This is a genomic window from Mesorhizobium sp. M0998 (assembly GCF_040318885.1).
Lineage (GTDB): Bacteria > Pseudomonadota > Alphaproteobacteria > Rhizobiales > Rhizobiaceae > Mesorhizobium.
The window spans coordinates 81057-102630 of record NZ_JAMYND010000009.1; the positions used below are offsets into that span (position 1 = coordinate 81057).

At 61.0% G+C, this 21574-nt stretch carries 20 protein-coding genes; 3 read left to right on the plus strand and 17 right to left on the minus strand.

Annotated features, from left to right (window positions below):
* Positions 1–568 precede the first annotated feature (568 nt).
* The 17 genes from NKH59_RS11050 to NKH59_RS11130 form a co-directional block, all read right to left on the minus strand.
* A complete protein-coding gene (locus NKH59_RS11050; RefSeq protein WP_353021796.1) occupies positions 569–2464 on the minus strand; it encodes an ABC transporter ATP-binding protein in 1896 nt (631 codons plus the stop codon).
* On the minus strand, positions 2464–4332 hold the full coding sequence (locus NKH59_RS11055; protein ID WP_353021799.1) for an ABC transporter ATP-binding protein: 1869 nt from the start codon (positions 4330–4332) through the stop codon (positions 2464–2466). The genes NKH59_RS11050 and NKH59_RS11055 overlap by 1 nt, the downstream gene beginning before the upstream one ends.
* Before the next feature lie 73 nt (positions 4333–4405).
* The gene (locus NKH59_RS11060) at positions 4406–5311 is read right to left on the minus strand and encodes an SIR2 family NAD-dependent protein deacylase (protein ID WP_353021802.1); all 906 of its coding nucleotides are present in this window, start codon (positions 5309–5311) and stop codon (positions 4406–4408) included.
* Between the two features lie 36 nt (positions 5312–5347).
* On the minus strand, positions 5348–5560 hold the full coding sequence (gene nifT, locus NKH59_RS11065) for a putative nitrogen fixation protein NifT (protein ID WP_352542071.1): 213 nt from the start codon (positions 5558–5560) through the stop codon (positions 5348–5350).
* Positions 5557–5877 (minus strand): nitrogen fixation protein NifZ, encoded by a 321-nt coding sequence (locus tag NKH59_RS11070; protein ID WP_353021803.1) that lies wholly within the window; start codon positions 5875–5877, stop codon positions 5557–5559. Before NKH59_RS11070 ends, nifT begins: the two co-directional genes overlap by 4 nt.
* A gap of 99 nt (positions 5878–5976) precedes the next feature.
* Complete coding sequence (locus NKH59_RS11075) at positions 5977–6171, minus strand: 4Fe-4S dicluster domain-containing protein (protein ID WP_023678248.1); 195 nt, start codon at positions 6169–6171, stop codon at positions 5977–5979.
* Between the two features lie 32 nt (positions 6172–6203).
* Positions 6204–7682 carry a nitrogenase cofactor biosynthesis protein NifB gene (nifB, locus tag NKH59_RS11080; RefSeq protein WP_353021805.1) on the minus strand — a complete coding sequence of 493 codons (1479 nt, stop codon included), beginning with the start codon at positions 7680–7682 and terminating at the stop codon, positions 6204–6206.
* 237 nt (positions 7683–7919) lie between these two features.
* Entirely contained in the window at positions 7920–9683 is a 1764-nt protein-coding gene (nifA, locus tag NKH59_RS11085; RefSeq protein ID WP_352548219.1) for a nif-specific transcriptional activator NifA, read from the minus strand.
* Between the two features lie 181 nt (positions 9684–9864).
* Complete coding sequence (locus tag NKH59_RS11090; protein ID WP_023678245.1) at positions 9865–10164, minus strand: ferredoxin family protein; 300 nt, start codon at positions 10162–10164, stop codon at positions 9865–9867.
* An 11-nt stretch (positions 10165–10175) separates the two neighbouring features.
* Entirely contained in the window at positions 10176–11483 is a 1308-nt protein-coding gene (locus NKH59_RS11095) for an FAD-binding protein (RefSeq protein ID WP_352873063.1), read from the minus strand.
* Between the two features lie 9 nt (positions 11484–11492).
* Entirely contained in the window at positions 11493–12602 is a 1110-nt protein-coding gene (locus tag NKH59_RS11100) for an electron transfer flavoprotein subunit alpha/FixB family protein (RefSeq protein ID WP_353021807.1), read from the minus strand.
* Between the two features lie 18 nt (positions 12603–12620).
* The gene (locus tag NKH59_RS11105) at positions 12621–13472 is read right to left on the minus strand and encodes an electron transfer flavoprotein subunit beta/FixA family protein (protein ID WP_352494964.1); all 852 of its coding nucleotides are present in this window, start codon (positions 13470–13472) and stop codon (positions 12621–12623) included.
* Positions 13473–13650: 178 nt separating this feature from the next.
* Positions 13651–14031: a nitrogenase stabilizing/protective protein NifW gene (gene nifW, locus NKH59_RS11110; RefSeq protein WP_352491471.1), complete on the minus strand. Its 381-nt coding sequence runs from the start codon at positions 14029–14031 to the stop codon at positions 13651–13653.
* Positions 14028–15236, minus strand: a complete 1209-nt coding sequence (gene nifV, locus NKH59_RS11115) for a homocitrate synthase (RefSeq protein ID WP_353021810.1) — start codon at positions 15234–15236, stop codon at positions 14028–14030. Before nifV ends, nifW begins: the two co-directional genes overlap by 4 nt.
* On the minus strand, positions 15233–16450 hold the full coding sequence (gene nifS, locus NKH59_RS11120) for a cysteine desulfurase NifS (RefSeq protein ID WP_353021813.1): 1218 nt from the start codon (positions 16448–16450) through the stop codon (positions 15233–15235). The genes nifV and nifS overlap by 4 nt, the downstream gene beginning before the upstream one ends.
* Positions 16371–16646: a NifU family protein gene (locus NKH59_RS11125; protein ID WP_353021816.1), complete on the minus strand. Its 276-nt coding sequence runs from the start codon at positions 16644–16646 to the stop codon at positions 16371–16373. Before NKH59_RS11125 ends, nifS begins: the two co-directional genes overlap by 80 nt.
* Positions 16647–16910: 264 nt before the next feature.
* The gene (locus NKH59_RS11130; protein WP_353021819.1) at positions 16911–17231 is read right to left on the minus strand and encodes a HesB/IscA family protein; all 321 of its coding nucleotides are present in this window, start codon (positions 17229–17231) and stop codon (positions 16911–16913) included.
* A gap of 723 nt (positions 17232–17954) precedes the next feature.
* Here NKH59_RS11130 and NKH59_RS11135 point away from each other — a divergent pair.
* From NKH59_RS11135 to NKH59_RS11150, 3 genes are all read left to right on the plus strand, one after another.
* Positions 17955–19022 (plus strand): hemin-degrading factor, encoded by a 1068-nt coding sequence (locus NKH59_RS11135; RefSeq protein ID WP_352480502.1) that lies wholly within the window; start codon positions 17955–17957, stop codon positions 19020–19022.
* Positions 19023–19875: 853 nt separating this feature from the next.
* Positions 19876–21093, plus strand: a complete 1218-nt coding sequence (locus NKH59_RS11145; protein ID WP_352480501.1) for a cytochrome P450 — start codon at positions 19876–19878, stop codon at positions 21091–21093.
* Between the two features lie 40 nt (positions 21094–21133).
* Positions 21134–21334 carry a ferredoxin gene (locus tag NKH59_RS11150; RefSeq protein WP_352491466.1) on the plus strand — a complete coding sequence of 67 codons (201 nt, stop codon included), beginning with the start codon at positions 21134–21136 and terminating at the stop codon, positions 21332–21334.
* Positions 21335–21574 lie beyond the last annotated feature (240 nt).

Below are 21574 nucleotides of genomic sequence, written 5' to 3' on the forward strand. Positions count from 1 at the left end.
ACAGCGCTCCCTCACATTGCTCGAGCGTGCACGTGGTGGGGATTGGGAAATCGTGAGGGAGGCCAAACTGACGACGAGCCGGCGGCACAGATTACCAGGTTTGTGCGTTGGCCGGCATCTGGGCACGGTGTGAGACTGCACGATCCTAAGGAGATGATGGCCGAGCGCGTCACGATGCCGGCACGCATCTGCTCGTCGCGCTCGCGCTAGTCGTTGCCCATAGCCCGCCGCAAGAGGTTCTTCTCGACCGGGGCGGCGCCGGTGCGGCGCCCAGATCCAGCTTCATCAGCGGCTCGGCGGTAGCAAAGCCGTCACTCGCTACGGCGCTGTTGAGGGCGCGCTCGCGAGCGGCTTTGCTACGCCGAGCGACACCACCTGGAGCGAGTTCGCCCGATGTCGCGGCGTGCACCGCGGTCGGATAACGACGGTGGAGGAAATCGTTCGCAGCCGGTCTTCACGATCCGCGCGAGTGCTTTGCATGAATGCTGCCTGCTTCCTCGTCTGCGGCGGCCTGAGTGTCCGCCGGCACGCCCGAAGTCAATGTCAGTACCACAAGGCCGCCAAGACGTCAGGTCTGGGAGCCGGCTTGTACGGTCGTATCGTGTTCTGGAATATCGTCAAAGGAGGCGTAGTTGAGATTGTAGAGTTTGGAATACAGGCCCCCCATGGCTATTAGCTGATCGTGGTTGCCAGTCGCAATAACTTGGCCATTCTGAAGCACGATGATGCGGTCGGCACCCCGGATCGTGGCAAGACGGTGGGCGATGACGAGGCCAGTGCGCCCTTCAAGCAGCTTTATCAGAGCCTTCTGAATCTGCATTTCCGTGTAGCTGTCGATGTTGGCGGTAGCTTCGTCGAGCACGAGGATCTTGGCGTCGGCGACGAGGGCGCGGGCGAAACTGATAAGCTGGCGCTGGCCGAGAGATAAGTTGTCGCCGCGTTCGCCAAGTTGGGTCTCATACCCGTCGGCGAGGCTCATTATGAAGTCGTGGGCGCCGACCGCCTTGGCGGCCTCGATCACCTTGTCGCGCGTGGCTTCCGTCTTGTGGTATCGAATGTTCTCGAAGACCGTCCCGGTGAACAGGAACGGCTCCTGCAGCACCATGGCGACCTGGCGGCCGAGCGATTCCTGGGTGAGATCGCGCACATCATGTCCGCCGACCAGCACTTGGCCCTGCTGAACATCATAGAAGCGGTGGACCAGGGCCATCGCGCTCGATTTGCCAGAACCGCTCGGCCCGACCAGTGCGACCGTCTCGCCGGGATTGACCCGGAAGGAGACATTTTTCAGCACCGAACGGTTCGGATTGTAGCCGAAGGTGACGTCCCTGAACTCGACCGAGCCGTCCATTTCGGGCGAAAGCACCTCGGCATTGGGTTTGTCCTGAACATCGATCTTGACGTCGAGCACATCGGTCAGGCGCTTGCCTGAGGCCATGGCGCGCTGCATGATCGAATATTGCAGGGTGAGTGAGCGGATCGGGTCAAAGAAGCGCTGGATGTAAAATAGGTAGGCAACCAATACGCCCACATCTATGCGGCCATTCATGACCATCGAGCCGCCGACCACAATAACGGCGGCCATGGCGAGGCCGGTGAGGCCATCGACGATAGGCACCATGACCAGTGCATATTTGGCAGCGATCAGGTGGGTCCTGAGGTTGGCATGGGCCTTGTCGTCAAAAAGGATGAAATTCACCTGCTGGCGGTCCATTGACTGGACGGTGCGCACGCCGTGAATGGCTTCGGCCAGCGCGCCGTTGACGACGGAATTAGTCTCGTGTGCGGCCATGAAGGCGTCGCGGGCACGCGGCAGCCAGACAATGCGGACGATCACCAGGACCGGCAGAACCGAGAGCGTCAGGAGGCCGAGGCGGAAGTCGAGCCACAGCATTACGAAAACGATGCCGAAGAGAAGCGCAACATCGCCTACGGAATATACCGAGGTTTCGAGGAATTCCTGTATGGAGTTGACGTCGCCTTGCAGGCGCGACATGAGGCGTCCGACCTCGGTCTTGTCCATGAAGGAGAGCGAAACCTTCTGCAGATGGCCAAACATGGCGCGGCGGATGTCGAACAGGACAGTTTCGGCCACTTTCCCAACCACGGTTTCCTGCATGTAGCCGGCAGCGAAATTGACCAAAATCGCCAAAACGAACGCGCCGACGGCCGCGAGCTGGGCTGAGCGATCGGTCCTTGCCGGGTTCATGCCCTGGTCGAGCGCGTAGCGGATGATCAACGGGATGAGAAGCTGCGTCCCGGTGAAGATCAGCATTGCTGCAATCGTGATGACTACCCTGGCCCGATAGGGACGGACGAAAGCCCAGATGCGCCGGAGGATGCTCTTGTCGAAAGCCCGGCCGAACATCTCCTCCTCGATGCGGTGCGAGCCGACAACCGCGCGCGGAGGGCGTCTACCGTCGTCACGTTCGGCTTCGACTTCGCCGGCGCGGCCCTGCGTCATCAGCGGGCGCCCCCATACTGGGTCATATTGTCATCACCCGGGCGCGTCTGGAGATCGTAAAGGGCCCTGTAGCGTCCCCGCTTCGCCAAAAGCTCTTGATGCGTGCCGCGTTCTACGATTTCGCCGTTATCGACAAAAAGGATCTGATCGGCATGCACAAGCGCACTCAGCCGGTGCGCGATGATGATCGTCACCCGATCCTTGGCGAAGCGCCGCATCGCCGCGCGGATGCGCTGCTCGGTGCCGGCATCGATCGCGGCCGTTGAGTCGTCGAAAACGACGACGGAGGGGCGCAGCATCATGGTGCGAGCAATCGTGACACGCTGGCGCTGGCCGCCAGAGAGAGAGACGCCGCGTTCGCCCACGACCGTCTCGTAGCCCGCTGGGAGCCCGAGGATGTAGTTGTGGAGCTGGGCGAATTCGCCAGCGCGTTCGATTCGCTGTCTCTTCGCCCAGGGATCGCCATAAGCGATGTTGTTCTCGATCGTAGTGGTGAATAGGAATGCATCCTGCTGTACGACGGCGACCGCCTTGCGAAGCGTCGCGAGGGTGACATTGCGTATGTCCTGGCCGTCCAGCGTGATGGCGCCACCGGTCACGTCATAAAAGCGTGGGACCAGATGAGCTATCGTCGATTTGCCCGAACCCGGCGGACCGACGATCGCGATCGTCTCGCCTCTACGGGCCTCAAAGCTGAGGTTCTTCAGAATGGCGCGGTTTTCGGCGCTGGGGTACGCAAACGAGACATTGTGGAAGCGCAGAGTGCCGTCGCTTATCTCGAGCGGTCTGGCCTCGAGAGCATCCCTGATTGTGATCTCCTGGTCGAGGAGACCGAAAAGCCGCGAACCGCAGCTAGAAGCGCGGGCAAAGGCATTGACCATGAGGCCGATCTGGCGGACTGGCATTTGCAGGATTGTCATGAAGGTCAGGAAGGTCGCCACCGTTCCGACGCTGATCTCGCCAGCGACGAGCTTGCTGCCACCGATCCAGAGCACCAATCCCATTGCGAAAAAGAAGGACAAGGTCATCGCCGACGTGCTGGGCACGTAGATGTCAACTCGGTCGTGGGCGAGGTCGAGCGCGTTCTTGGAAGCGCCGTCGAACTTCAGCATCTCATAGGCTTGAGCCGCAAAAGCGCGGACCACGCGGATGCCTGCGAGATTTTCCTCCATCACGCGGCTTAGTACTGAAAGCCGCTCATGCAGGTCGAGCCAGGTGGCGCGCAGCCTAAGCTGTGTGGCCGATGAGCGCCAGGCGACAAAAGGCACGAAGCTCAGCGCGACCAGGCCGAGCATGGGATCGGTCGAGATCATCATGTAGGCGCCGATCCCGATCAGCATGGTGAGCAGGAGCACGCGAACGAGCGCGGTGGAAAAATACATCCGCACGCCTTGGAGATCGAGCATTCCGATGGTGATCAGATCGCCTGAATGGACCCGGTCGTGAAAGGAAAAGCTGAGACGCTGGATCTTGTCGTAGTAGGCGAGCCGCAGTTCGTACGCGACATGATGCCCGACGGCTTCGGCAAAATAGTTCTGCGCCATCGTGAAAAGGCCGCGTAGCGCGCTGACGGCGAGCAGCAGGAGAGCCGGAATCCAGAGCGCTTGTCCTGCCGCGGTCCCCGCGACACCGCCCCCGATGGCTGTCTGGGTCTGGTCGACAGCCCGGCCGAGCAGCTGGGGAATGAGCAACTGGAGGATTGCCGCCATGATCGTCGAGCCCATAGCGAAGGCGACCTGCCAGGGATGCCGCAAATTCATCCGCGTGATGCGCAACAGCGTACTCAAATCCCGGCCCCAGCGCGCCGCTTCCACATCGGTCAACGAATTCAGAGCGTTCGTTGCGCTGTCGATAGCATCACTGCTCACGGGTGTATTCCCGACTGCATTTTTCGCCTTCGAGGCAAGCCGAAGGACCAATCATCAAAGGGGCCCGCCATTGTTAATCCTGTCCACCACCGGCAGCAGTGCCCGTTCCTATAAGCCGAGCCGCGGCTTCACTTACTGGCATGTCGATCACCGTGATTCCGCATGCCGCAAGGAAACGCGATTCGTTTCTGGTCAGCGTTTCCGCATCCATTACCGCGCAATGTGGACCTCGGGAGCGCTTCATGATCTGCCTGGCGTAGGTGCGCAGCATCTGATCGTTGAAGCGGCAGCCAACGAAGAAAAATCCACGGGTGATGCGCCGTTCCTTCACCACGTCTGGGATCGGTGTCTGGATATCGATTTCGGTCAGGACTTCGACATAGTCGGAATCTGCGACGAGAAAGTTTTGCGCCGGCCTAATACTCCCGTGAGGTGTATAGAGAACCGTCTTTGCCCCCGATCGGGGGTCGAGTTCCCTCCCGGACAAATCGTAGGTTTTCGTCCAAATGTTACCGATTTCGTTCGCCCGCGTGACGCCTTGTATCTCAACGACGTCCGTTCGGCCGGTCTCTACGAGAGCCGTGCGCATCGCGCCGTCGTACCAGCTGTCGACGATGAGGGAGAGCGGCAGCCTTGCGAGCCAGGCGTGGAGGAGGGTGGGCGCCACCGGCGCTGCGAATATGTCGGTCATCCAAGCTTGAAGCGTCCGGCGATGCCGGCGCTGTTCGATGAACTGCGCAACCGACCACATATTGGTGCGGATCCTGGAAGGGGCTGGCGCCCGTGCATTGAGTGCCGCGGCAACGACCTCCGGCGTATGCGGCACAGGCGGTTCCGCACAGTTGAACCCAAGAAGACCCGGACCGAGATAGGGGATCACCTGATCGGCGGCGAGCGCTTCCTTCGCCAGGTCAAGCAGCTTTTCGGCAAAACTGTCCCGTACGATGACCAGGTGGCCCGATGTCAGGATCGTGTTCATGCTCGTTCCTCGCGACGCACCTATCAAGGGGCAGCATCAGTCCTGTTCGGAAACCTTCCTTGCCTCGACGGTGATCGGCAGACGCGTATCCCGTGGAAGATCGGGTAGGAGGAGCCGCCACCCGTTCCTGAGCGTCACAGTTCCGCCCCACAACTCTTCCTTCTCGAGCTTGATGATCGGCTCTTCGAGGTCCTTCTTCGGGACATACGCCGACAAGCCAGCCTCGGTCCTGCGGATCATGACTTTCATCTGGCCGTCCCTTCATTGGTATTGCTTTCAGCACTGCAGGGCGCCTCGGTCTTGTCGAGGCTCATCAGTTCACGCGCTCGCATGCCGACGACGGTGCCACGGTCGACCCATTCGACCGCATAGATGAAGAACTGCTGGAGAAAGGTGCCAATGTCGCGCACATATCCCTCGTCGCCCTTCCGCACGAGATTTTCGCCGATCTCCCTGCCAGGATAGGTGCCGTCATTTTTTATGTGGCGAGTGGCACGTACCCGCTCTCCCGGCATGAATCGTGGAGGCCTGCGGATTTCGACCTCCTCTTCGCGTCCGAGCGACATGTCCGTTCCCTGATTTCTCTTGAGGCTGCAGATTGTGAACAAAGGCGTTCCAGGCGTCCTGCGAAGGCATCCCCGACCATGTCGGCAGCCCAATGTTCGTCACGCAGGAACGCAGGTCTTCGGCACCGGGCATACCGAGGCACATTGCTGCGCATCGAAGACCCCCTCGCACTCGGTGCACTTTTGCGGCTCGATCACATAGCTCTCGCCTTTGAACTTGATCGCGCCGGAGGGACACTCGAATTCGCAGGCGCCGCATTGGGTGCATTGGGATGCGATGATCTTGAAAGCCATTTTAACTCCTGGTCCGAATGGATGAGACGCGCTCAGGCCGTCGCCGCGAGTGCGGGGGTCCCAGACGCGGCCGCGTAAATCGCGCTGATTGCGGTCTCGATATAGTCGTGGGCATATGCGTCGGTGGCTTGGATTCCAGCGTCGGCGAGCTGATCCTGCGGGCAGTTTCCGATGTTGGCGCACAGCACGACATCTATGCCCTCAAGCGCAGCGATGACGCCATCCAGGGCGGCTTCTCCGCCCCAGCCGCCGAGACAATACTGCTCGACCTTGCGATGCCCGACAAAGCTGATCCCTCTCGGCGATGCTTCGTAAACCTGGAATTCCTTCGCATGGCCGAAATGTTCATTGACGCGGCCGCCGCCCTTGGTCGCCACTGCGAAGAGAAGGGACTTGCCGGGGCTCGCTGCCTTGACCAATCCGATCGCTTCTCTCCTAGCCGCCACGTGATCACGGCGCTCCTCCGCGACCAGCTCCCGATAGCCCTTGCGATTGCTGGCATCATAGGTGACCTCGCCGGGAATTCGGTCGACTGTGAATTCCTGGCCACGATCCTCACCGAGCAGGCCGACGGCATCTGCCCGGCACTGCCGGCAGTGGCGCATCAACTGGGCGCCGCCTTCGACACGATCCTGAAGAGCCTTCATCTCCATTGCGTTTGGGCCGCGTTGCCCGCTCAGTCCGTAGTGCGTGCCGTGCGCCGGGTCCGAAATCAGCGGCATGAGGTTGTGCAGGAACGCGCCTCGCTCCTTGACCCATCTATTCACCTCGATCAGATGCTCATCGTTCACGCCGGGGATCATCACCGAATTGATTTTGGTGAGGATGCCGCGCGCGGTCAGCATCTCCAGACCCAACATCTGCCGCTCGTGCAGGATCCGGGCGGCTTCGATGCCGACGTAGCGGCGATGGTCGTAAAAGATCCAAGGATAGATCTTTGCACCGACCTCAGGGTCGACCATGTTGATGGTGATCGTCACGTGATCGACATTCATGTCGGCAAGCTCATCGACATGGTCCGGCAGCGCGAGCCCATTCGTGGAGATGCAAAACTTGATGTCTGGGATTTCCCTGGCGACTCGTTCGAACGTTGCCTTCGTCTTCTTCCAGTCGTAACAGGCATCGCCAGGTCCGGCGATGCCGAGCACGGAAAGCTGCGGCACCTCGTTGGCGACCGCGATCACCTTGCGTAGCGCCTGGTCGGGCGTCAGCTTTTCGGAGACCACCCCAGGCCGGCTTTCGTTGGCGCAGTCATATTTGCGATTGCAGTAGTTGCACTGGATATTGCAGCCGGGCGCCACCGCGACGTGCATGCGCGCGAAATAGTGATGCGCCTCTTCTGAAAAGCAGGGGTGATCCTTGATCTTGTCCCAGACAGCCGGATCCGTGTCGTCCGGCTTTATCGACGAGCCGCAGGACGAAGACGCGCAGCCACCGGCTTTCACGGTGGCAAGCAACTGGTCATCGAATGTCGTGCTGAGGCTCTCAAGCGAAATTGCCGGTGCGGACATCGAACGGCTCCGTTGCTGGGTGAATGTCGCAGTTCAAACCGCAAGAGCTATGCCAGCTCAAAGAGCGGTTTTGGTTCACGAATTGGCTTTCGTGTCGGATTCCGTCGGATTGCTCCGACACACCTTTGTCGGGCTTCCGACAGTGGACAAGCAAATCGGGTCGCGAAGGCTACCAGCCTTGGGCGCGAAGGGTGTGAGGGAGACTACTTCGGGCTTACGTTGACGTCATCACGACGTCTAGAATTTCTTCACCTCGATGCCATATCGGCGCAGCGCGTAGCCGATTTGCCGCGGCGTGAGGCCGAGGATACGAGCCGCCCTGGCCTGAACCCAACCGGCCTTGTCCATCGCGTCGATCAGCCGATCGCGTTCCGTCAGACGCGGGGGACAAGCGGGATCGTTTGGATCGCCGGCCGCAAGGGGAGAAACGTTGCCTGCGGAGGCACCGATGCGACTGGCCGGCAGCCGCAATCCGACCGGCACTGCGTTGACCCGTGCGAGATCGTCGATGGTATTGCCGCCATTCGAGCGGTCGGCTCGCTTCCAGAGGAGCCAGGAAAGGCACTGGCTCTTCTTACAGGCGAAATCGGATGGCGTGATCGTCCTTGAACGCGCAAGTGTGGCCGTCCTTTGGACGCAGTTCTCCAGCTCGCGGACGTTACCAGGGAAGTAGCATTGCGAGATCAGGTCAAGCGCCGACGGCGCGAAGGCGAGTGCGCGATCGTTCTCCTTGTTGAATCGATTGAGGAAGGCGTTCGCAAGGCGTGGAATATCGCCGGGTCGCTCTCTGAGCGGAGGCAGGATAATTGGCACCACATTGATGCGGTAATAAAGGTCGGCCCTGAACTCCCCTTTTATGACGGCCGTCTCGAGGTCCTTGTTGGTGGCGCATATGAGGCGCACGTCGACCTGTAGCGTTTTGGTGCCGCCGACTCGCTCCAACTCGCCTTCCTGCAAGACACGCAACAGCTTGGCTTGAAAGGCCGGCGAAATCTCGCCGATTTCATCAAGTAGCAGCGTTCCCTCATTTGCCAATTCAAAACGACCGGCGCGCTGGGAGATAGCACCCGTGAAAGCGCCCTTTTCATGCCCAAACAGTTCTGACTCCAGAACGCTTTCAGACAGTGCGGCGCAGTTCAATTTGACGAAAGACTTCTTCCTCCGACGTGAGAGCTTATGGATGGCTTGCGCAAAGAATTCCTTGCCGGTGCCGCTTTCACCCCGCAGTAGCACGGTGGAATTGGTCCCTGCTACGACCGAGACGGTTTCGAGCACCTGCTTGAGTGCGGGGCTTTCCCCGATGATCCCGTCGATTTTGACATCCGCATGCCGGGCAGGGTCGTAGGTCCTCCCCTCGTTGGGCGATTTCTCCGGTCTGCATTGCTCATGGACAGACCGCTGACGATCTGTACTCAGGATGCGATGGAGACGGATCGTCCGGCCGACAAGGTTGGCGACCATCGTCAGGAAGTATGTGTCCTCGTCGTCGCGAAAGTCGGTGGCGCCGTCTCCGGCGCGGTCGATCGACAATGTCCCAAGGATTTTATGATCAGCCTTTAGCGGGATACCGATAAAGGCAATTGGGATGGTGCCGCTGCTCGAAGATGTTTGAAGGTCAGCCTGAAATAGTTGGGACTTGCGGACGTCCGGTATGAAGAGCGGCGTCCCCGTAGCGACGATTTGATCTGTTATGGCCTGTGGTATGACGCGGCGAGTGCCTGATTGAGGTGCGTGGGTATTGCCGGCAGTTGCGGCAATCTCCGGCTCTCCTTCAGCGTCCAGGACGACGATTGCTCCGTGACGCATCTGCAGAAACGAAGGCAGGATGTTCACGACATTGGCGAGCGTAATCTCCAGCTCGCTGGGGGCGGTCAGCACCTTCGATATCTCGTAGAGTCCCCTGAGCGCGATATCTGCTTGGGGCATGCTTTTGATGGGCGGTTCAGGGCGGGTATCCCGAGGTGCTACCTCGTCGACCCGATCTTGCGGTACGTGAGCCATGGAAACACCTCAGCGGTTGTCGTCCAGAGTGCTCCTCCTTTTGTGTCTGAGTCTGAATTGTGAAAGCACAGTATTGACGAGCTTCTCTTCGTGGCGCGGCAATTCAAGCAACGATAGACTTGGCGTTGGTCGCGACCTCAGGTGTACCAAGATTGACCCGCTTGATACGGTGCGTGCGTCCTCATCCGAATTTGAAGAGGACTCCGAAGCCGCCGCGTGGATAGTTCCACTCGATCTCGCCACTGGTCTCGCACAAAATCCGGCAGGTGCCGCACTCCATGCAGCCGTCGGCAGTGATCTCCACCTGACCTTTGTCGTTCAACTCATAACATTTCGCGGGGCAGACGTGGGTCAGCGCGAGCAAGTTCGCGCTTGGCCTCTCGTGCGGTCGCACTTTGATATGCGGACGGCCGGAATCCACCAAGTAGCGGTTCTGGTAAAGCTTGTCCTCGACACGTGACTTCGTCACTGCGATCGTCATTTCGTCTCCCCTCAGCGCCACGCCAATGCAAGGCGGACCGCGTCGCTGACCAACCCCCAGCGCGAGCGCGCCTTGATGAAGGCCGCCGTGGTCGCCTTTTCCTTCTCGATCTTCGGCGTGCCGTCGACACGCATGAAGTTCTGCGCGGCTTGCGACATCAACCGCGGATAAGCCGTGAAGTAATTGCAGGAATTGGTGTGGAGCAAGGCCGGCATGTCTTTGTATTTCCTTAGGTCCTTGACCACGAAGGACTTGTCCAGCATGGCTTTGTAAAGGGCGAGATTCCGTTTGGTCATAGGATCGTTGCGGCTCTTGACCTCGATGATTGCCTCAGCCGCGATGCGGCCGGAGGTCATGGCGAGGTTCGAACCCTCGCGGTGAATGGCGTTGTTCAGTTGCGCGGCATCGCCGACCACGACCCAACCGTCGCCAAAGAGCTGCGGAATAGCCTTGTAGCCGCCTTCGGGAATGAGATGCGCGGAATATTCTTTCACTTCCGAGCCGGCGATCAGCGGCCGGATCGAAGGATGGGTTTTTAAGGCGTCGAGGAGGACGTAAGGGCTCTCGACCATCGCGGCGAAATCGGAGACGAGGCAGCCAATGCCCAGTGAGATCGACTCCTTGTTGGTGTAGAGGAAGCCGAGCCCGGCCATGCTGCGGGAGGTCGTGCCCACCGCCTCGATCACGCAGCCTTCATCGCCTTTGAGGCCGAACCGCTGCTCAATGACCTCTTCGGGCAGGAAATGCATTTCCTTGACGGCGAGCGCCACGGTTTGCGGCTTCGGCATCTCGCGCAGGCCGGCCCGCGTGCCAAGCAGTCCGCATACACCTTCTGCGAGGACGACCACGTCCGCGTAGATGGCTCCGCCGGCCCGGTCTGTGCGGACGCCGATCACCCTGTCCTTGGCGTCACGGATGAGTTCCGTCACGGTCGTCTCGCACAGAACCGTCGCGCCGGCCTCGCGCACCTTACGCGAAAACCATTTATCGAACTGGGCACGGATGATCGTGTAGCGGTTGGGCTTCGCCTCATTGAAGTCGTCCGACCGATAGTGAATCCCGGTATGGGATGTGTCGTCCATCACCCAAAGCCGCTGTTCAACCAAATGCCGCTCGAGAGGCGCATCGTCCCGGAAATCCGGGATGATCTTCTCCAGCATGTTCGCGTACATGATGGCACCCTGGACATTCTTGGAGCCCGGATATTCACCCCGCTCCAACTGCAGCACCTTCAGGCCGTGGCTGGCCATGGTGTAAGCAGCTGCGTTTCCGGACATGCCGGCCCCAATAACAATGGCGTCGAATTGTTCCTCAATCATGTCCATCCCTTAGCTCGCAAGCTTATCGCGACTGTGGGGCGACAGCCGCCGGGTGAAGGCTTCCGTCAGTGCGGGCAGGAAGCGGATCGCGTCGGTGACGATCCCGAGGTGAGCGAAATCGAAAATCGGCGCGTTCGGGTCGGTGTTGATGGCCACGATGAGATCCGCCCCCTCGACGCCAACCCGATGCTGGACGGCGCCGGAAATCCCGGCCGCTATGTAAAGCTTCGGCCGGATGGTCTTGCCAGTTTGGCCGATCTGCCGATCAGCTGGCATCCAGCTCTTCTGGACCAACGGGCGCGAACAGCCATGCTCGGCGCCGATTGCCCGCGCGAGATTCTTCACAAGCTGCAGGTTCTCCGCCGCGCCTAGACCGAGGCCTCCCGCAACCACGACGTCGGCATAGGCAAGATTTGCCTTTGCCGACTGACTATCCGGCAGGAAGCCGAGGATTTTGGTAACGATCTCGTCCTCGGCTACCGAGAGCTTGTGCCGGATGACACGCCCAACCGGTTTATCCGCCCGCTGCGGCATGGGCATGACCCTCGGTCGCACTGTCGCCATCTGGGGGCGGAAATTGAGCGTATAGATCGTGCACAACAACGAACCGCCGAAAGTCGGACGGGTGGCGGCGAGCGAACCGTCGGTATCCACATCGAGTTCGGTGCAGTCGGCCGTGAGCCCTGTCTGCAAGGTCGTCGCCACGGAGCCGGCAAGATCCCTGCCGAGTGTGGTGGCACCGAGAAGAAGGATCTCGGGTTTGTGGGTATCGACCAGATCCGTCATCGCCTTGGTGAAAGGCTCGTTCCTGTAGTCGGCGAGCAGCGGCTCCTCGACGATGTAGACCAGGTCGGCACCATAAGCGAAGGCTTCGGCAACGGCGTTCCCGATGGCCTCTCCCGGCGGTCCAAGCACGACGCCCGCAAGCTGGACCTGAAGCTTGTCTGCTAACTTGCGGCCTTCGCCGAGCAGTTCGAATGATACGGGATGGACCTGACCGCGTTCGAGCTCGATGAAAACCCAAACGTGCCGGTAGTCCTTGAAATGCGCGGGCAGCTCCTTCTTTATTCCGGCACGGCTGGCGGCAGGGCGAGGGGTTTCTCGGTTCGCGGTCGACATCGTCTGCTCCTTGCCCTCTCACACGCCGCCGTTGAAGGCGAGCTCATGTTCCAATGCCGGCTGGCGGGTGAAGATTGCCGTGATGAGTTCGTCAGCGACATCGCGCAAGGCCATATCGGCGGTGTCGATTTTTGCCGCCTTTTCCGCTCGCGCAGGAGGCGCGAAAACGCGCTTGACCACCGTCGGTGAACCGCGCAGGCCGCATTTGGTGAGATCCTCAATGCCGGCGTCGGCCGCACTCCATTTCAAAACCTGGCTGCGCGCGGCGCACAGGGCGTCCTGGATCGAGCCCCGGCGGATCTCGTTTGTGCCTTCCAGCATGGTGATGAGGCAAGGGAGCCTGCTCTTCAGCATCTGTGTGCCGCCTTCGGAGCGGCGCTCGACCCTGATCTCGCGTGCAGCAAGGTCAATAGAGGCGATCTTCGCGACATAGGTCAATTGCAGGAGTCCGAGGCGCTTGGCGATGCCGGGCCCGACCTGGGCGGTGTCGCCATCGATCGTCTGCTTGCCGGTGAAGACGAGGTCTGGCGTGCCGAACGTCTCGCCAACCTTCGCGATTGCCTGGGAAAGGGCGAACGAGGTCGCCAGCGTGTCGGAGCCGGCAAAATAGCGGTCGGTCAAGAGCACCGCTCGGTCGGCGCCGTAACCGAGCGCCTTGCGCAGCGCGTCCTCTGCCATGGGCGGACCCATAGTGAGCACGGTGACTTCGCCACCATAGGCGTCGCGCAGTCTGAGGGCTTCTTCGAGGGCGAACAGGTCGTAAGGGTTGATGATGGTCGGAACACCCTGGCGCATGATCGTGTTCGTCACCGGATGGACCCTTATCTGTGCCGAGTCCGGCACCTGCTTGATGCAGATTACGATGTGCATTGGCGGTTTCTCCAGGCTCCTGTCCGGATGCGGGCTTGGCGGTTCATCTCCTTGGTTTGCATCATTCGTGCCAACTGTTTTGCGTGCCCCCTCTGCGATTGGTTGCTTCTGAGGGCGCCGTGGTGATGACCGGATTTGTCGGCTTCTCGACATTGTCGCGTCGCGACCCGTGTCGCGGTCATTCCTGTCCGAACCGCTTCAGTACGGAGTCGAACGGGACAAAGGTGCGGCCCGGCGTGGCAGGTTTGTTCGGATCGTGGTCTTTGAGCACCTTGAAGACCCGATGCGTGAGCGGCGAGGAAATCGCGAAGTCCTCGTAAGCGCGTTCGAGCGTCGCCCGCACCCGCGCGGCAATCACCTGGTCGGGCAGACCGGAGAAATCTTCTTCGGCAAGGTATTGGCCCACGCGCTTCATGATGTGGAGCCGCGAGACATTCAGCACTTTCGGGTCATAGGAGACGCCAAGGACTGCAAAGAACTCCTCCGCAGCCGACAGGCGCTTCAGTCGTGCGAGGATGTCGGTGACGTCGATGGGGCGGCTGTCAGCGGAACAATTCATTGCATTCTCCCTGGTCGGAAAACTGTGGTGTCGGTGCGCTCGCGCACGGCTGACCTGGACCCGCACAGCTCCGCGAGGGATGCCTCGCTGCACATTCCATCGTAGAGCTCGACCAGTTGAGTTGCAGTGACGGTCGATTTGGTCTCGGCCGCCTCGCGCCGGACGCGGGCCACCATCGCGGCTGCCAGATCCGGGTCGAGATCGCGACCGCTTTCGCTCAGCACATGGGCAATCGCAGTGGCGCCGGAATGCTTGCCGATGACGATACGCCGGCAGCGGCCCACGAGAGCCGGATCGAGCCCTTGATAAGTACGCGAGTCCTTCAGCAGCCCTGCGACGTGAATGCCGGATTCGTGGGTGAAAACATCGGCGCCGACGACCGGCTTAATGGCCGCGGTCTGCCGGCGGGCGGCCCAAGCCACCTGGGCGGCGAGGTCGGGCAATGCGGTCAGCTCGATGCCGGTATCCGCGCCGTCGAAGACCGCCATCGCGGCGGCCACCTCTTCCAGCGCGGCATTGCCCGCACGCTCGCCGAGCCCCAGGACGGTGACGGACGCATGGCGCGCGCCTGCGCGGATCGCGGCCAGCGTGTTGGCGGCAGCAAGTCCGAGATCGTTGTGCGCATGAAATTCAAGGTCGATTGGAGACTGCGCCACAAGCTGGGCGACAAGTTCGAAGGTCGAAAACGGGTCGAGAACGCCGACTGTGTCGGCTAGCCTGACGCGGCTTGCGCCGGCGTGTGCAGCCGTCTCGATGACGCGGGCGAGATGATCCCGATTGGCCCGCGAGGCATCCTCGCAGCCCACCGCGACGAAGAAGCCGGCGGCGGCTGCGCGCCTGACCATATGTTCGATGACCTGGAGCGCTCCCGCCTCATCGAGGCCGAGCTTGGCGGCAAGTTGGATGTCCGACGCAGGCAGCGATAGATTGACGGCGTGGACGCCGCTCTCGATCGCTGCATCGAGATCCAGCGACGTCATCCGGCACCAGGCCATGAGCCGAACCGGGAGACACCGCGCGACCACGGCGCGAATTGTTTCGATCTCGTCGGCGCCCATGACCGGCGTGCCGATCTCGATCTCTGTGACGCCGGCCGCCGCAAGAGACTCGGCGATCTCCTGCTTTTCCGTCGTGGTAAAGGCGACGCCGGGCGCCTGCTCGCCATCGCGCAAGGTCGTATCGTTGAGAAAGACATGACGGGTCATGAACGGTAGCCGGTTCTGCTGCCGCTCAGGCATAGACCGGATTGAACGTCTTCGGAGCTTCGCTTACCCGGCCCAGAACTGGGAAAGCCACGCAGCTTCTCCACGATTGCCGGCATGACCTCGAGCACCCGGTCGACGTCCGCTTCGCCGTTGTCCCGCGCCAAGGAGAAGCGGACTGCCGCGTGTGGCGTTTTCATCGCGCTCAGGACATGGCTCGGTTCCAGAGAGCCGGAGGTGCAGGCAGAGCCGGAGGAACACGCGATGCCCACGCGGCTGAGGAGGAGTGGAATTCCATCACTTTCGACATGTTCGAAGGAGATGTTTGCGGTGTTGGGCAACCGTTCCAGGGGATCTCCAGTGACACAGGTGCCTGGGATGCGCTGGAGAATCCCGTCCTCTAAACGGTCGCGGAGCGACTTTACCCGTGTGGTCTCGTCGTCCATGAATTTCAAGGCGAGTTCGGCCGCCATGCCGAGCCCGACTATGCCGGGCGTATTCTCGGTGCCAGCACGCCGGTTGTGTTCTTGGTTGCCCCCCTTGATCAGCGAGTGGAAATTGACGCCACGTTTTACGAAAAGCGCGCCGATCCCTTTCGGCCCGTGCAGCTTGTGGCCGGAGAGCGACAGCATGTCGATTGCGGTCGACTTCAGGTCCATCGGAAGCTTGCCGACCGCCTGCACAGCATCGGTATGGAAAAGGGCGCCCACTTCCTTGGCCAACTCGGCAAGCCTGGCCACGGGGAAGATCACACCAGTCTCATTGTTCGCCCACATTATCGAGACGATTGCCACCTGTGGGGTGAGGGCGGCCATATAGGCGTCGAGGTCGAGCCGGCCACGGCAATCCACCGGGATCCTGTGCACCTTGACGCGGCGGGTCTTCTCAATATGCGCGCAGAGCGTCAGCACGGCGGGATGCTCGACCGCGGACGTCACGATCTCGGTTCGGTTGGGCGCCGCCTCGAGCGCCGAAAGAAGCGCTGCATTGTCGCTTTCTGTCCCACCCGAGGTGAAGGTGATCTCATCGTCGAACTCCGCGCCGATCAGAGCTTGCAACTGCCTCCGCGCCTTTCTCACCGCCGCACTGACTGAGGCGCCGAGAGCATGCGCCGACGAAGGGTTGCCGAATTGATCCCTAAAGAACGGCAACATCGCTTGCACGACCCCAGGATCGACCCGTGTGGTTGCGTTGTTGTCGAGGTAGACAGGTTTCATGTGCGATCCTCAGTTGACCGGAATGACGCGAGCGCGCGACCGCCTCATTGAGCCTCTGGCGTATGCCGTTGATGATGATGGGCCCGAACTGGCAGCCGGCGCGGACGCCCGAGAGTTTGACGTAGACCGGATCGGCGTCGACATGGCCAAGTCCGCAGTGGCCGCCGTCAGCCCGCAGGTAAGGACGCCCGAACACGACAACGTTATCGATAAGCCGAATTTGGCGCAGCGGCGCGATTTGGCCGCCAGCAGCTCGGGTGCCACCAGGAACCGAACTGTTTCGGCAGGCGACGTTCTTTGCATCCTACCGGAAGCGATTGCCGGTCCCGAGATCGGCTTTGACCTTGCCTTGTTGTTGAGGACGGGGACATCTGTTGTGCCGGCCATGTAAGCCTCCTCTTCCGCAAAAGAGTCCGTTGGCGGCAATCGCTTCATGGACCCGCACAGGCGCTTCGGGCGATCAACTGAAGGACTTGCCGCAGCCGCACTTCTCGCGCGCGTTGGGGTTATCGAAGACAAAGCCGGAAGATTCGAGCCCGGTGAGGAAGTCGACGGTCATGCCGGCGACATGGGGTTGGGAGCCCGCGTCCACGAACAGCTTGATCCCATCTGTCTCGGTGATCGCGTCGCCCTCGCGCGACACGCTCTCCAGGCCCATTAAGTATTTGAAGCCGGTGCAGCCGCCGGCCTGGACCATGATGCGAAAGCCTTCCGCCGGCTCGCTGGCGCGGGAAAGAGCAGTCTTGATGGCGGCAACAGCGTTGTCGGTGAGCGTAATCATGGCTCCATTCTCCTCAGTCCGGGACCTGCTTGCGCATCACGCTGCATGCACCGTGCCAAAGCGAAAACCGTTTCAACACAGCGCGGCATCTCTGACCCTGCGGTGGTTCTTGTGAGTCCATTGCTGCGAAGGTGTCGGCCAACCGACACGTACTGTCGGGTTTGTCGGGTCCGCCACGCGGGATGTTGGGCCTGAGTTGTTGGCTGAACTCACATTAAACCAATGACCATTACAGAAGACTCCTTCTGAGCTGCTTCGGCGCAATTGGCACGGTTTTTGAAGCTCCACTGGCGAGGCGGCAAGAGACTGCCGATCCACAATCGTGTCGTGGGTGCCCTCGCGATCGATGCGGCGAAGCAAGGGAGCAACATGTCAGGACTGGGTCAGACACGCTTTGTTTGGCGAAGCAGCGCCGCCCGTGGCATCCGAATGACCGATTGGCCGATTGCGACAACACCCACAATCGCTCACCACCGCCCGGTGGCCACCGACCGGCTCGATGAGATTCCATCGGCATGTGCCTGCACGTGTCACTCGGGTCTCGCCGCTCCGATAGCACCCCCGGTTTTCGCGCGGGTGCGACGACGTGCGCACGCTGTCCAGCGACACTTTGTTCACGGGCCAGCAGCAGATCAGGGTCGAGCATTACGGCGCGCCCGATCGGCTGAAGATTCACCGGCAGGGCAGCTGATCCTCACACGTAGGTGGAAGCAGGGGTAAGACATGGACCAGCGCGAGAAACCGTCGCCGGACGAAATCCGGCGGGCGTGCGAAGACAATCCGAAAATCCGGGAGCATGATCTCGCCGCTCGATTGGGCATTTCGGAAGCCGAATTGGTCGCGGCGCATTGTGGTCACGGCGCGGTGCGCATCGAGCCGCGCGTCGATGATCTGCTGACCGGCCTCGAAGCGGTCGGCGAGGTGATGGCGGTCACCCGCAACCAAAGTGCCGTGCACCAAAAGATCGGCGTCTACGACAAAGTGGTCACCGGCAACCCGCATGCCATGGTGCTCGGCGACGAGATCGACCTGCGCATCTTCCCGAAAGCGTGGGCGTATGGCTTCGCCGTCGAGAAGCGCGAGGGAGCCGAGATCCGCCGCAGCCTGCAATTCTTTGATGCCACCGGCGAGGCGATGCACAAAGTACATCTCAGGCCCGCCTCGAACCTGCACGCCTACCAGAATCTGGCGGCAGAGCTCGTATCCTCCGACCAGGAGCCGATCATATCGGTCGAGGCGAGCGGGGCGCGCGATAACGCAGTGAGTCCAGACCAAGCCGCCACGGTCGACGACCTACGCGAGCACTGGAGCCGGCTGAGCGACGTGCATCAGTTCTACCATATGTTGAAGACACTGAAGCTCAGCCGCTGCCAGGCGATGCGTATGGCCGACGAGGATTACGCCTGGCTGCTCGACAATGATGCCGTTGGCGCCCTGTTCCAACAGGCGGCCGAAGACGAGATGCCGATCATGTGCTTTGTCGGCAATCGTGGTTGCATCCAGATCCATTCCGGCCCGATCAAGTCGGTCAAGCAGATCGGGCCGCGGATCAATGTGCTCGACGAGACCTTCCATCTGCATCTTAGGACTCATCACATCCGCGAGGTCTGGGCCGTGCGCAAGCCGACGAGGGACGGTCACGTCACGTCCGTTGAAGCCTATGGCGCCGACGGCAAGATGATCATCCAGTTCTTCGGCACGCGCAAGGAAGGCGAACGCGAGCGCAGCGACTGGCGGTTTCTGGCCGAGAGTCTGCCACGCGTACCGGGTCCGACTGACAGGGATGTGTAGAGTGCCGACAGGCCCTCGGATTGAACCGGCCGCCATAGGGCTCGGCACCACGTTCCGACAGCGGCTCGCGAGGAAATATAGGTCCATGTGCGATAGAGCTTGCCGTGTTAGCGCATACGCACGGTCAGGTGTGCACGCCGGAATTGACCGCATCGATACAGTCAGGCCCGTCGCCGGCCGGATCGCTGCGCACGAGTGCATCGCTCGTCTGACCGGAAATCCTTGCAGCGGCTACAACAACGCATATGCCATCAGCGCCGAACCGAAGCGGAAGCGCGGCCGGGTCTTGTCGGACCGCACCCGAACCTTGCGCTGGATCGCGTCGTTGCTCAATCCGGGCCGTGCGAGCGATCTCCTCGCTCGTCGACCGGAAGGCTGTGCAGCAGCAGCCAAGCCGAACAGCCCGATGTCGCGGACTCGACAAAACCGACCACGGATGTCGGTTGTCGGACGTTGTCCTAAGAATGATGGACACGTGATCATCAGCGGCGGGCCTAGTGCAGGCTGGCATTGCTTGGTGCAGCGCCATGGGTACGCCTATCCGGCACGCGACTTGCTTCGAGAATTTGATCAGCAGGGCATCAGCAGTGCGTCACGGAGCTCAGAGGTGATTGACCAGCCTCTCAACCCTAACGGGGATAAGCGGCGGCTTTGCTTCATGCCCGCAGCGCGGCGGAGATGCCCCTTCTGATCGACTTCGCAACCGATCTCATCCGCGCTGGTGCAGGTGGGCTGTATCAAGCGACAGAATCTAGAAGGCGCCCGACAAGAGACGTGCCCATGCTGGAAATCGACTTTATGAACAGCGGTGCAATCTCAATCGAGCCATGAACGCCAATGTAGAGAAAACAAAATGGCGACCAACCCCGTTCCAGATCATGTCCCGCCCGAAATGGTGAGGGACTTCAGCCTGTTTACATCGCCAGGGATGCCACCAACACCCAACGGGGATCCACACGCAGCTGTCGCTTGCGTACATGACGGGCCTCCGATCTTTTACTCCCGCTACAACACGCAAGATGGCCGGGGTACCTGGGTCATCACCCGTGCCGCGGACCAGCGGAAGGTGCTGCAGGACGCAGAGACTTTTTCCAGCCATCGCAGCATCTTCTCCTCCATACTGGGTGAAAACTGGCCGACGATCCCGCTTGAGCTCGATCCACCGGCCCATGGCGTCTTTCGCTCACTGCTCAATCCGCTGCTTTCGCCAAAGCGGGTGTTGGCTTTGGAACCGGCTGTCCGCGAACGGGCGGTCGAGCTGATCGAAAGGATCGCCGCGTCGGGCACAAGCTGCGACGTGATGAAGGATTTTGCCTTTCCTTTCGCGGTGAGCACCTTTCTTCGCTTTCTGGGGTTGCCCGATGACCGACTCGATACATTCGTCGGCTGGGGGAAAGATCTGCTCCACGGCGACGATAAGGAACGACCTGTGGCTGCCCGGACGATCGTGGCATTCATCGACGAACTTGCAGCCATGCGCCGCCAGGAGGCGGTTGACGATTTCATGAGCTTTATCGTGCAGGCACGGGTCGAGGGCCGCCGGCTGACGGACACCCAAGTCCGCGGCATCGGCGTGCTTGTCTTCGTCGCTGGGCTCGACACGGTCGCAGCAGCTATAGGCTTTGACTTGGCGTACCTCGCGCGCAACCTCAAAGATCAGCAATTGCTGCGGAGCGAACCGGACCGCATCCCGCTCGCAACCGAAGAATTGCTGCGGGCCTATCCGCCCATTCAGTTGATCCGCGTGGCTACGAAAGATATCGACTTCGAAGGCGCGCCGATCCGGAAGGGGGACTATGTTTCCTGCGCCACGATGATTGCCAATCGTGACCCGGCGGAATTCGAATGCCCCAACACAATCGATTTGGAGCGGGAGGACAACCGCCACGCAGCGTTTGGCTATGGTCCCCACCGTTGCCTTGGCTCACACCTTGCCCGGCGGGAGATTGTCATTGGCCTGGAGGAGTGGTTGGCGCGCATCCCGGCTTTCAGGATCAAGCAGGGTACGGCACCGATAACTTCTGGCGGCCATGTGTTCGGGATCGAAAATTTGATCCTGGACTGGTCTTAGGCCCGCCCCGACCCGGGGCACAGACAATGGAGGCAGCGCAATGCGCATCATCGTCCAAAAGGCCAAATGCCAGGGTCACGCGCGATGCGCGGCGCAAGCGCCGGACATCTTCAAGCTTGATGACGAGGGCTACATCCTGCCCGGTGACATTGAAGTTGCGGAAGGGGAGGAACTGCCTGCATCGCGGGGCGCGCGATCCTGTCCTGAACGTGCGCTGGAACTCACCCGCTGCGCGCTTTGAGGACTCATTCAGCCGAGAGTCTGGCGGGCTTGAACCATGTGGCCGCACTCAGCACGCGACCTCTGTCCCGCACGGTTCACGTCCAACTCTGCAGGGGCATTTCCGGCGCCAGTGTTCCCCGTGAGGCGCAAACGGCAGGGCAGGGGTTCGCGAACACCTCTTCCAATCACAGAATTTGCGTCAGAGCCGACGGACCAGACGAGAATTGCCGAACTACTCGACGCGAGGCGACCCGGAGTG

Excerpts from the sequence above, each read along its gene's own strand:
- NKH59_RS11090 (WP_023678245.1), bottom strand. The coding sequence starts at position 10,164 with ATGACGATCGCAGTGACGAAGTCACGTGTCGAGGACAAGCTTTACCAG.
- nifW (WP_352491471.1), bottom strand. The coding sequence starts at position 14,031 with ATGAATTGTTCCGCTGACAGCCGCCCCATCGACGTCACCGACATCCTC.
- nifV (WP_353021810.1), bottom strand. The coding sequence starts at position 15,236 with ATGACCCGTCATGTCTTTCTCAACGATACGACCTTGCGCGATGGCGAG.
- NKH59_RS11060 (WP_353021802.1), bottom strand. The coding sequence starts at position 5,311 with ATGAACACGATCCTGACATCGGGCCACCTGGTCATCGTACGGGACAGT.
- nifS (WP_353021813.1), bottom strand. The coding sequence starts at position 16,450 with ATGAAACCTGTCTACCTCGACAACAACGCAACCACACGGGTCGATCCT.
- NKH59_RS11135 (WP_352480502.1), top strand. The coding sequence starts at position 17,955 with ATGGACCAGCGCGAGAAACCGTCGCCGGACGAAATCCGGCGGGCGTGC.
- NKH59_RS11150 (WP_352491466.1), top strand. The coding sequence starts at position 21,134 with ATGCGCATCATCGTCCAAAAGGCCAAATGCCAGGGTCACGCGCGATGC.
- nifA (WP_352548219.1), bottom strand. The coding sequence starts at position 9,683 with ATGGCTCACGTACCGCAAGATCGGGTCGACGAGGTAGCACCTCGGGAT.
- NKH59_RS11075 (WP_023678248.1), bottom strand. The coding sequence starts at position 6,171 with ATGGCTTTCAAGATCATCGCATCCCAATGCACCCAATGCGGCGCCTGC.
- nifB (WP_353021805.1), bottom strand. The coding sequence starts at position 7,682 with ATGTCCGCACCGGCAATTTCGCTTGAGAGCCTCAGCACGACATTCGAT.
- NKH59_RS11100 (WP_353021807.1), bottom strand. The coding sequence starts at position 12,602 with ATGTCGACCGCGAACCGAGAAACCCCTCGCCCTGCCGCCAGCCGTGCC.
- NKH59_RS11095 (WP_352873063.1), bottom strand. The coding sequence starts at position 11,483 with ATGATTGAGGAACAATTCGACGCCATTGTTATTGGGGCCGGCATGTCC.
- NKH59_RS11050 (WP_353021796.1), bottom strand. The coding sequence starts at position 2,464 with ATGACGCAGGGCCGCGCCGGCGAAGTCGAAGCCGAACGTGACGACGGT.
- NKH59_RS11145 (WP_352480501.1), top strand. The coding sequence starts at position 19,876 with ATGGCGACCAACCCCGTTCCAGATCATGTCCCGCCCGAAATGGTGAGG.
- NKH59_RS11130 (WP_353021819.1), bottom strand. The coding sequence starts at position 17,231 with ATGATTACGCTCACCGACAACGCTGTTGCCGCCATCAAGACTGCTCTT.
- nifT (WP_352542071.1), bottom strand. The coding sequence starts at position 5,560 with ATGAAAGTCATGATCCGCAGGACCGAGGCTGGCTTGTCGGCGTATGTC.
- NKH59_RS11070 (WP_353021803.1), bottom strand. The coding sequence starts at position 5,877 with ATGTCGCTCGGACGCGAAGAGGAGGTCGAAATCCGCAGGCCTCCACGA.
- NKH59_RS11105 (WP_352494964.1), bottom strand. The coding sequence starts at position 13,472 with ATGCACATCGTAATCTGCATCAAGCAGGTGCCGGACTCGGCACAGATA.